This is a genomic window from Bacteroides cellulosilyticus DSM 14838 (genome assembly GCF_000158035.1).
GTDB classification, from domain to species: Bacteria; Bacteroidota; Bacteroidia; order Bacteroidales; family Bacteroidaceae; genus Bacteroides; species Bacteroides cellulosilyticus.
Map to the genome: position 1 here is coordinate 42,638 of NZ_EQ973486.1, position 11,343 is coordinate 53,980.

6 protein-coding genes are annotated in these 11,343 nt (G+C 42.1%); 5 read left to right on the forward strand and 1 reads right to left on the reverse strand.

Going from position 1 to position 11,343, the window contains the following annotated elements:
• The first annotated feature begins 197 nt into the window (after positions 1-197).
• The 4 genes from BACCELL_RS00255 to BACCELL_RS00265 all read left to right on the forward strand — a co-directional run bounded on the left by BACCELL_RS00255 (position 198) and on the right by BACCELL_RS00265 (position 5,698).
• Positions 198-1,364, forward strand: a complete 1,167-nt coding sequence (locus tag BACCELL_RS00255; RefSeq protein ID WP_007209451.1) for a sialate O-acetylesterase — start codon at positions 198-200, stop codon at positions 1,362-1,364.
• Between the two features lie 64 nt (positions 1,365-1,428).
• The gene (locus BACCELL_RS27185; RefSeq protein WP_007209452.1) at positions 1,429-1,638 is read left to right on the forward strand and encodes a hypothetical protein; all 210 of its coding nucleotides are present in this window, start codon (positions 1,429-1,431) and stop codon (positions 1,636-1,638) included.
• Between the two features lie 16 nt (positions 1,639-1,654).
• Positions 1,655-3,856 (forward strand): glycoside hydrolase family 3 N-terminal domain-containing protein, encoded by a 2,202-nt coding sequence (locus tag BACCELL_RS00260; RefSeq protein ID WP_007209453.1) that lies wholly within the window; start codon positions 1,655-1,657, stop codon positions 3,854-3,856.
• Between the two features lie 45 nt (positions 3,857-3,901).
• The gene (locus BACCELL_RS00265; protein ID WP_007209454.1) at positions 3,902-5,698 is read left to right on the forward strand and encodes an alpha-amylase family protein; all 1,797 of its coding nucleotides are present in this window, start codon (positions 3,902-3,904) and stop codon (positions 5,696-5,698) included.
• Positions 5,699-5,749: 51 nt separating this feature from the next.
• Here the strand turns inward: BACCELL_RS00265 and BACCELL_RS00270 are convergent, their stop codons facing one another.
• A complete protein-coding gene (locus BACCELL_RS00270; protein ID WP_007209455.1) occupies positions 5,750-9,682 on the reverse strand; it encodes a hybrid sensor histidine kinase/response regulator transcription factor in 3,933 nt (1,310 codons plus the stop codon).
• 217 nt (positions 9,683-9,899) lie between these two features.
• Here BACCELL_RS00270 and BACCELL_RS00275 point away from each other — a divergent pair.
• A partial coding sequence (locus BACCELL_RS00275; protein ID WP_007209457.1) for a SusC/RagA family TonB-linked outer membrane protein occupies positions 9,900-11,343 on the forward strand: 1,444 nt, incomplete at its 3' end.

Here is an 11,343-nt window from a genome sequence, read left to right on the forward strand (position 1 = left end):
CCGAAAAATTTTCGGGCTGATAGAGTATTTGTAGAGCTTAAATTGTGGATTATAACAGATTAAAACAGCGAGAAAGCATATTGTGGAGTATTGTGTTATTATTGGGTGGTTTTATGTTATCACTTCTTACCCTATAGCGCTATATTTGCGTGGACTTACGAAAGAATTATATTCATAAATAAATAGAAATCTGATAGATGAAAAAAGTATTATTAAATCTGGTATTCCTCTTTGCTTTGGTATGTTTTGCTGAGGCACAGGAGTTTAAGGTTGCTGATATTTTCAGTGACAATATGGTGTTGCAGCAAAAGATAAATAATCCGTTCTGGGGTTGGGGAAAACCGGGAACGAAAGTGACTATTTCCACTTCATGGAATCCGGATAAAGAATATACGGGAGTTGTTAATTCTAAAGGTACCTGGAAGATAGCCGTACCTACGCCTGCTGCCGGAGGACCTTATGAGGTGACAGTCACTGCCAATAAGAAGAAAGTCTTTCAGAATGTGTTTGTGGGAGAAGTATGGTTGGCAAGCGGACAGTCCAACATGAGTATGCCGCTGAAAGGATATTATTGCCAGCCGGTACTGGGATCTACAGAGGCCATATTGTCTTCAGCAAAAAAGCAAATACATTTCATTAATATACCTACTTTAGCGGCCTATAAACCATTGGAACATTTTGAGGCCGAATGGGTGAAGGCTTCTCCGGAGAATGTAGCGGAATGTACGGCTGTGGGATGGTTCTTTGCAGATTTCTTACAGCGCAATATGGATGTGCCGGTCGGTATTATCAATGCCAGTTATGGAGGCTCCAACATCGAAGCATGGATGAATGCGGAAGCTTGCAAACAATTTGATGATATCCCCGTACCGCCATTGAGTGATGAAACTTCTCCGTGGATTAGTAATGTGCCTACGGTTCTGTACAATGGCATGATTCACCCACTGGTGGGATATGGCATAAAAGGTATTATCTGGTATCAGGGTGAGTCTAATATTTTCAATGTGCCCCGTTATGCTCCCTCGGTTGCTGCCATGGTAAGTAAATGGCGCGAAGCCTGGGGATTGGGAGAAGTACCTTTCTATTATGCACAGATTGCCCCTTACGATTATAAAGAGTGGAACTTTTTCACACCTCAATGGCCGGAAGTTTCGGCTTATCAACGGGAAGCGCAAAGACAGTGCCTAACGTTAATTCCAAACTCTGCAATGGCAGTATTGTTGGATGTAGGAGAGCGATATCTGATCCATCCGAGGAGGAAAAAAGAAGTAGGCGACCGTTTGGGCATGCTGGCACTCTCTAAAACCTATGGAATGAAAGGATTTGAAGCGGAAAGTCCGACTTTCAGTAAAATAGGAGGTTGAGGGAAATAAGGCTATTATTCATTTTGACAATCAATTTAATGGGCTTACCAGCTATGGAAAGACTTTGGAACTGTTTGAGATATCCGGAGACAATAAGGTATTCCATAAGGCGGACGCCTATATTGATGAGGAAAAAGGTACTGTAGTAGTCACATGCAAGTATGTGGCAGAGCCTAAAGCTGTGAGATATGCATTTAAGGATTTTGTAAAGGCGGAATTATTTGGTACGGGCGGTCTGCCGGTATCTTCCTTCCGCACTGATGATTGGGATTAATTAATAACATGATACTATGCGAAAACTATTGATTTTATTCGTATCGGCTTTGCTCCCGTGGTTATCTGTCCGGTCACAGAAACCGGTTTATAAAGATGCGGGACAGCCTGTTGAAACCAGAGTGAAAGATTTGCTGAATCGGATGACATTGCATGAAAAGGTGCTTCAACTGAATCAATATACATTTGGGGAGAATGATAATCCCAATAATATAGGTACGGAGGTGAAAAATCTTCCGGCGGAGATTGGTTCGCTGATTTATCTCCATACCGATCCGAAGTTGCGTAACCGGATTCAGCGTAAGGCAATGGAAGAATCTCGCCTGGGGATACCCATTCTTTTTGGGTTTGATGTGATTCACGGGTTGCGTACGGTGTATCCGATTTCATTGGCACAGGCTTGTAGCTTTAATCCTGATTTAGTGACTCAGGCTTGCGGGATGGCTGCTAAGGAGTCTGTATTGTCGGGTATCGACTGGACATTTTCCCCTATGATTGATGTGGCGAGGGATCCCCGTTGGGGACGTATTTCCGAATGTTATGGAGAAGATCCTTACCTGAATACAGTCTTTGGTGTAGCATCGGTGAAAGGTTACCAAGGCGAGAAACTGTCTGATCCGTATTCTATCGCAGCTTGCTTGAAACATTATGTAGGTTATGGTGTATCCGAAGGCGGACGGGATTACAGGTATACGGATATATCACCCCAAGCCTTGTGGGAAACCTATCTACCGCCTTATGAGGCCTGTGTGAAAGCAGGTGCCGCCACGCTTATGAGCAGTTTTAATGACATTAGCGGAGTACCGGCTACTTCAAACCATTACATCTTAACTGAAATACTGAAGAATAAGTGGCGACATGACGGTTTTGTCGTATCTGACTGGAATGCAATAGAGCAGCTGATTTATCAGGGTGTTGCCAAGAATCGCAAAGAAGCTGCGTATAAGGCTTTCCATGCCGGTGTGGAGATGGATATGCGGGACAATGTTTATTATGAATATTTAGAGCAGTTGGTTGCTGAAAAGAAGATAGAAATTTCGCAGATAGATGATGCGGTTGCCCGTATACTTCGGGTCAAATTTCGCCTGGGCTTATTTGATGAACCTTATACGAAAGAGCTGACCGAGCAGGAACGTTATTTGCAGAAAGAGGATATTGCTTTGGCAGCGCGTCTGGCAGAAGAATCAATGGTGCTGTTGAAGAATGAAAAGAACTTGTTGCCTCTTTCTTCAACGGTTAAAAGAGTTGCGTTGATAGGACCTATGGTCAAGGATCGTTCCGATTTGTTGGGTGCCTGGGCTTTTAAAGGTCAGGCCGAAGATGTGGAGACTATTTATGAAGGAATGCAGAAAGAATTTGGTGATAAAGTGCGGCTGGATTATGAGCAGGGTTGTGCATTGGATGGAAATGATGAATCGGGTTTCTCCGCTGCCTTGAAAACGGCTGAGGCATCCGATGTAGTAGTGGTATGTTTAGGTGAGTCCAAACAGTGGAGTGGAGAGAATGCTTCACGCTCTACAATTGCTTTGCCCGATATTCAGGAAAAGTTGCTTTTGCATTTGAAGCAGGCGAATAAGCCCATTGTACTTGTACTTTCCAGTGGTCGCCCTCTTGAGTTGATCAGATTGGAACCTCAGGTAGAAGCTATCATTGAGATGTGGCAGCCCGGTGTTGCGGGAGGAACTCCCTTAGCGGGCATTTTATCGGGCAGGGTAAATCCTTCCGGAAAGTTGTCAGTGACATTCCCGCTGTCTACAGGTCAGATACCGGTCTACTATAATATGCGACAGTCTGCCCGTCCGTTCGATGCGATGGGGGATTATCAGGATATTCCTACCGAACCTCTGTATCCGTTCGGGTATGGATTGAGTTATACTACCTTTACTTACTCTGATGCAAAACTTTCTTCCTTGAAAATCAAGAAGAATCAGAAGATAACAGCTGAGGTTACAGTGACTAATGCGGGTAAGGTGGAAGGAAAAGAAACTGTGCTATGGTATGTGTCCGATCCGTTTTGTAGCATTTCCCGTCCTATGAAAGAACTGAAATTCTTTGAAAAACAATCGTTGAAGGTTGGTGAAAGCAGAGTCTTTCGGTTTGAGATTGATCCTATGAGAGATTTGAGCTATACGGATGCAACGGGCAAACGCTTTTTGGAGGCGGGTGAATTTATAGTGTCGGTAGGTGGCCGGAAACTGACTTTTGAAGTGGTGGACTAAGTTTTCCGATGAATAAACAGTCTTTGATAAAAATAGATATGACTTATGAATAGAATAAGAGTAAATATCCTGTTGCTGTTGTTGTGCATATTCATTCCTGGAGTGGCGCAGAATGTATCTGACGGATGGAATAAAAATAGAACGGCAAGATTGACCAAACCTGTATTTGTCTATAACAATTGGTCCGCCTATGATGAATTGTCTGATAACATTCCTCTGGATGAGGCATTGGCAATGAAAGAGTTGGATCACATTGTGCGTTTGAAAAAATTGGGTGTACAGGTGGATTATTATATGATGGACGCATTCTGGTTTGATGTGAATGAAGGATATCGTAAGTGGAGGCCGGACTGTTGGCCGGAAGGTCCCAAACGTTGGCTGGATGCGTGTAAAAGAGAAGGAATAAAGCCCGGATTGTGGTTTTCTACGAACCTGCTGCGCATAGGTGGAGAGGCAAATACGATGAGGATTATTCCGGAGTGGGAAAGCTCTGTGGCAGAAGACGGAACAACTCTTTGTCTGTTCAGGGGAGGATATTTGCACCATCTTATGCAGACCCTGCAAATGTACGCGGATATGGGTATTAAGATGTTCAAATTTGATTTTGCTTATTTTGATGCGGCAACTCCTGATGCCAAATGTACGATGTTGCCTACTGATATTGAGGAACAGAATAAAAATGCCTTTATTTCTGCCATAAAAGAATTTCGTTATAGGAATCCGGATGTACTTTTTATTGGCTACAATGGTTTTGGGGGTGATATGGAAAATACGGTTACCCCGTTTCGAAAAACGGTAGACCTGCGTTGGCTGGAAATATTTGATACGATGTATTGCGGTGATCCCCGCTTATCCGATGTGCCGATGATGAACTTCTGGCGTTCACAGGATTTGTATTCGGATCACATGACCTTTCAATACTTGTTTAACGGAGTACCGGTCCGGCGCATTGACAACTGTGCTTTTATGATTGGTACCACGGGTACTTGTTATAACAGGGCTTTAAATGCTTGGAAAGGCATGATGATTCTGACGATGGCACGCGGGGGCTGGCTGAATGTCTGTCATGGAAATATTGATTTGCTAAGTGAGGATGATGCCCGCTGGATGGCTAAAGTGCAGCAATTGTATATGAAGGTACAGCAGTATGGAAGTATTTCAGCATTCGGGGCTATCCCCGGCAAAGCGCTGCCATACGGATACATGGCTTCCGCTGAAGGAGGAAATCTTTATACTGTGGTAAACGCATCACAAGAGAAAGCCAAAGTAATGTTGCCTGAAGCGACAGGAACGGGGAGAGTGCTTTTTACGGACAGTGGTTTTATGCCTGTTTTAGAAAAGAATATTGTGGAATTGGGGCCGGAACAGATGGTTGTTGTCGGATACGGCAAGTTCAGTAGCCGGGAGTATGATTTAGGTATTGAGAAAGATATCGTTATCCCTGCAACAATTCAAAAGGTAAAAATAGATGTGCAAAAGAAAAATGAGCATACCTTGCAGGCACATTACACCCCTTCGAAAGGGAAAACTGTACGGATTCTCTTTCAGCAATTGGATGAGCATGGAAAAGCATTCCGTTCGTGGGGCGGTGCTCCTCCTACCGGGATTAAAATGGACCATTTCTTCAATATAGAAGTAAAGCAGGGCAAGCGTTCTGTTCCGATAAAGAAATCGCATGATAAGATGATCTGGTGCGGCTTGTCATGGGCGGTAGGAGAGGTTTCTGCTGACGATATAAAAGAAGGACGTCCGTTGGAAATAAGTTGTACCGCTATAGATGGGAATAGCGAACACTGCTTATTGGAAGTTTACGAGGTTGAATATTCTGCTGATAAGAAATAAGATTGGAAAAGGGATGACTGGAACAGTTTCACAGTCATCCCTTTTTTGAGGTTATCGGTCTCCTTTCTTCAGATCCCTGAAATTCTTGGGTGTTTCATTATATATTTCCTTAAAGCACTTGATGAAATAATGTGCTTGGTTAAAGCCGGTCAGGTAGGCTATTTCCGCTATTGACAAATCACTGTTTATCAATAGCTCGGATGCTTTTCGAAGCCGGATAGCCCGGATAAACTGATTGGGTGTCTGCCCGATAAGCATTCTGAACTTCTTATGAAGCACTGTCTTACTGATATTCATGGCTATTGAGAATTCCTCAATGTTGAAGTCCGCCTTATCCAGATTCTCTTCTATCACCTTCATGGCCTGTTGCAGGAATACTTCCTTGGAATTGAACTCAATGGTATCACTGTCTTTGGCTATCAGGTTCTTTAGGAGTTGTTCTTTTCGTTTCTGGCGCGTATTCAGGATATTCATGATCTGATTGATCAATGCTTCCGTATCAAAAGGTTTCTTGATATAGATGTCAGCGCCTTCTTTATAACCCCTTAGTTCATCTTCAGATGAAGTTTTGGCAGTCAGTAATATAACGAATATATCGGCATAAAGGGAATTTTCCTTTATATGGCGGCACAGTGTCAGACCGTCCATACCGGGCATCATGATGTCCGATATTACGATTTCAGGAAGATACTCACCTACTAATTTCAAGGCTTCTTCTCCATGGGTGGCTGTCACTATGTTGAAGTGCTCCGCCAATTTGCCCGCAAGGTATTTAAGTATCTGTTCGTTATCTTCTACCAGTAATATGGTGGCACTGTTCTCTATATTGGTTGCCTGTGCTTTAAATTCGGTAATATCAGTTGTTTCCTGATATTCTTCTGAGTTCTCTACCGGTAGTTTGATGCACAGTGTGGTGCCTTGTCCGGGTTGTGAGTCAATAGAAACTGTGCCGTTCATTACTGATACGAATTTCTTCACGACATATAATCCTATGCCCAATCCGTTGGGAGTGTTTTCCTTATTGTATTGGGGTTCCCGGTAGAATTTATTGAATACGGTTGCCTGGTATAACTGATTGATACCCGGTCCCGTATCTTTTATGAATACACTCAATTGTCCATCTATATATTCCAGTGCCACCGATACACTGCCTTGATCGGGGGTGTACTTAATGGCGTTACTCAGTAAGTTATATAAAATCCTTTCAAACTTCACACTGTCAATCCATATATGTATGGAGGGGATGTTGGCCTGATAGGATAGCTGGATTTTTTTAGAGCTTGCCAGATAATTGAATGCATTCACTATGATGCGGCAGAATGATACGATTTCTATGTTTCTATTGTTTATCTTTACTTCAGAGAATTCCACTCGCTTGAAGTCAAGGATTGTAGAAAACAGATCGGATAAGAATGCAGCATTTTTGGTGATAATGGACAGCCTTTCATACTGAATATCATCTTCTTTGGTTTCACGCAACATATCATTGGCAGGTGCCAGTATCAAAGATAAAGGCGTAATCAGGTCGTGCCCGAGACTTTCGAAGAAACTTTCCTTTTCTTTTAATAGTTCTTCTTTCTTCAAAGTCTCCATCTCCTGTATCTTTTGTATACTCTTTTTTCTGTAGTGTCTGATAATCATATATATTATGAGTGCGATGTTCAACAGGATAATCAGGCAGGAAATGAAATAGAACAAAGGTGTTTTCCACCAGGGCGGAGCGACAATAATGCTCATGGACCAGCATGGCTTGGTGCCTGACTCTTCGTTATATTTCATAATTTCCAAGGTGTATGTGCCGGGGTTAAGTTGTGAGAAGGTCAGGGGTACAGACATATCGAGATATTGCCAACTGTCGGTAAAACCGATCATCCTGTATAGGTATTTATTGCAGTAGTTGGCTTCCCCTATTTCAGTAAAGGACAGGGATATCCATTTGGAGGCATAAGACAAGGTGATGGAAGGAATATATTCGGTATTCTCTTTTAAAATCACCCGGTTGTTTATCGTATCGCCTACCTGTATCTTTTGGTGGTTGATCTCCAGATCAGTCAATATGAGTTTGGTCTTATCATACTGATGCAGCGCCTTTTCCACATCCACAACCATGAGTTGTTCGGTATTGCCGAACAGGATATATTCTTTATTTTCATAGGTTATTTTTTCGGCTGAAAGGATAGAAGAGTTACCCCAATAGCTGATATTCGGTTCGCAGATGCGCTGTTCACTGTTTATGTAGCAGAATATCTTCTCACCGATAAAGAACCATAGATTCTGGTTATCATCGAGCAACAATGACTTGATGGCCCCTTGCGGCAATGGGTATGTAGGGAATGCGGTAGAAACTTGCAGTGAATCATTGGATACTTCCATCTTCAATAGATTGTTTGATGTTCCTATCCACCAGCATTTATTACTTTTATCTTCTATGATAGAGTACACAATCTCCTGGTCGATGATTTTGTCTTTTAGAGTGACCTGGTCTGATGCATTGAAGATGGAGAGCCCATTATGTGAAGCTATAAACAATTGATTGTCACGATAAGGTATGATAGCGTTTATCCTGTCCCGACTGAAATAGTCATAATGGATATAATCTTTTATTTGCCGGTTCTTCTTGTCCAGGCATACGGACATCAGACCGTTTTGTTTGGTGCCTATCCACACTTTATTGTCTTTTATATAGAAAGTCGTAATCTTTTCTAATTCAGTGCTTGCCGTAAATTCTTTCCATTGAATTTCCTGCGAATTATTATTCTGGAAAGAATATAATAATCCTATGCCATCGTGCCCCACTAACGTAATATCCTTATTTTGCCCGATAGATAAGATATGGTCCTTGAATTTGTCTTTACTTTTATAATTTTCCTTTTCAGTAGAGGTACGCATATCGAAATGATACATACCGTCGCCTAAGGTTCCCAACAATATTTTGTCTTGTAAAAGGGCGATAGAAGTGATGGGAGAATGAGTTTTACGAATTGAGATCAACTGGTTGATTCCCCTGTCTGAGGAGGAGTACTTATAGAGTCCTTTTCCGTATGAACCTATCCAGATATTATCAAGGCTATCTTTATAAATGGCATTGATAAAAGTGGTACCCAGATGTTCTGTGCCGGGTAGTGGATAAATACGCTCTTGCTCTTTATCATATACTTTTATTCCTTCTCCCCAGGTGCCGATCAGAAGTTTGTTTGCTTCTCCTTCTATGCGGTATATGGGGGTATTGCTGTTATGCAGATGGATGGTCCGGGCTTGTTCGGGTTGTTGGCTCCAGGTTAATTCATAGAGCGCATTATCCCATGAAGAGTAATACAGTGTATTGTCTTCTCCGGTATCGTGTAGTTGTGTGATGGTCTGGTTCTTGGGGGTAATGTCTGTCCATGTTTGTTTTCGGGAGTTGTACATCACAAGTCCTGTATAGGTGCTGATCCATATATGTCCTTTAGGCTTTTCCACAAAACTGGAGACAATGGCTCCTGAATGGCTACGTTCGGCTGTGAAACTGGTACGTTCTGTATTCTTGGGAGTTAATTTGCATATACCTTCTTCCCAGCTTCCCAACCAGATGTTATGATCAGAGTCTTCGAATATGGAAACAATCCGGTTAGGGATGGGGTCGGAAACCTGCTCATTGAGGTGGATGAACTGGTCGGTCCGCGGATTGTATATATCTACTCCTCCGGTCTTAAAACCAATCCATAACAAGCCTTTGGAATCAAGGAACAAGGTTTCTATATTATTATTCTTAAGACTGTTGTTTGTTGCTTTCCCCGATTTATAGACTTTAAACCGATGTCCGTCGAAACGGTTGAGCCCATCTTCTGTGGCAATCCACATATAATAGTCATTTTCGCAGATAGAAGTGATTTCAGAACTTGATAATCCATCTGCTAAATCATAATGCAATAGCTTCTGTGCTCTGGCAGTGAAGGTGGCACAGAATATGAATACAAATAACAAACACTTTCTTATATTACTCATAGCATACTGATTAAAATTCAATATTCAAAAGTAGGAAAAAATAAGCGATCCCCTTCTTTTTGAAGACGCTTAAAAATAAAAGAATCGTGCCGATTGATAACAAATTCCTGTTTTTGATAGCGGATACAGGAATTTGTTATTCTTTTGTGCTTTTCTGTTATCCTGTTTATAAAGAAACAGGGACTTTTGCATCAGTAACTTTTTAATTAAAAATATTATGAATAAACAACATGTTTTGCAAAGACGAATCATCTTCGGATTGCTATTCCTTGGTGGAGTAACTTTCTCCTATGCATCAACGGAAAAAGATCTCGGTTCTTCAACATCAGCCATTACACAACAGGCTGTAACTGTAAAAGGTTCTGTGAAGGATGCTGCCGGTGAAGCGATAATTGGAGCCTCTGTAGTAGTGGAAGGTACTACGAATGGTCTGATTACAGATGTAGACGGACATTTCTCTATTCAGGCATCAGTAGGACAAAATCTCGTGATTTCTTATATAGGTTATGAAACGCAAGTCGTGAAAATAGTCCGGGCAAACCAGCAAATCAATATTGTATTGAAAGAAAGCTCGGAGTTGATCGATGAAGTTGTGGTTGTAGCCTATGGTACGCAGAAAAAAGCCAATCTGACGGGAGCGGTATCTTCTGTAAAGGTCAATGATATTAAAGACATTCCGGTATCCAATACTTCCAGTTTGCTGCAAGGACGAATGAGTGGTGTTACCGTGAGCTCTTTCTCTGCGCAACCCGGTGCTGAGGGAGATGTGGAAATCCGTATCCGCGGTATAAACACTTTTGGTGACAGTAATCCTATGGTGCTGATTGACGGTGTGGAGGGAAGCCTCAACAGTGTTTCTCCGAATGATATTGAAAACATATCAGTATTGAAGGATGCGGCTTCCGCTTCTATATATGGTGTACGTGCTGCCAACGGTGTAGTTCTGGTTACAACGAAACGAGGAAATGCAGACAAGAAGACACTATCTTACAGCGGATCCTATGGTGTACAGAAAGCTACGGTTCTGCCTACATATATTAATTCATGGGATTGGGCTACTCTTTATAATGAACAGAATGAAGCTATGGGAGATGTAACTTCGAATTATACCCCTGAAATGATTCAGCAAATGAAAGATGGATCGAGACCGGATTTGTTTGCCAATACCCGCTGGTCGGACAAAATATTCCGTTCTGCTCCTATTCAGACCCACCATTTGTCTATGTCGGGTGGTAATGCCACTTCTCATTATATGGGTTCGGTAGGATATGTGGGACAGGATGGTATCATGGAAGGTACAAGTACTGACCGTTTTAATTTCCGTCTGAATGCTGACAGCAAGTTCATTGATATAATCACTTTAGGACTGAATGTTTCTGGTAACCATGAAGAAGTAGAGGAACCTACCATTGGTACTTACTATGTATTCGAACAGATGAAATGGCATTCCCGTCCTTCGGTACCTTATAAATACAGCAATGGTGAATGGGGATTTGTGGATGGTAACGATAAAATGCAGGCTATTAAGAATCCGGCTTATGCCACTACCATAACCTCAAAGAAGAAATACAGCCGTTTCGACGGTAAGGCTTTCCTGGAAATTGAGCCGATTAAGAACCTGTCTATCAAGACCAGCTTTGCTTATCAATATAACCAATGGA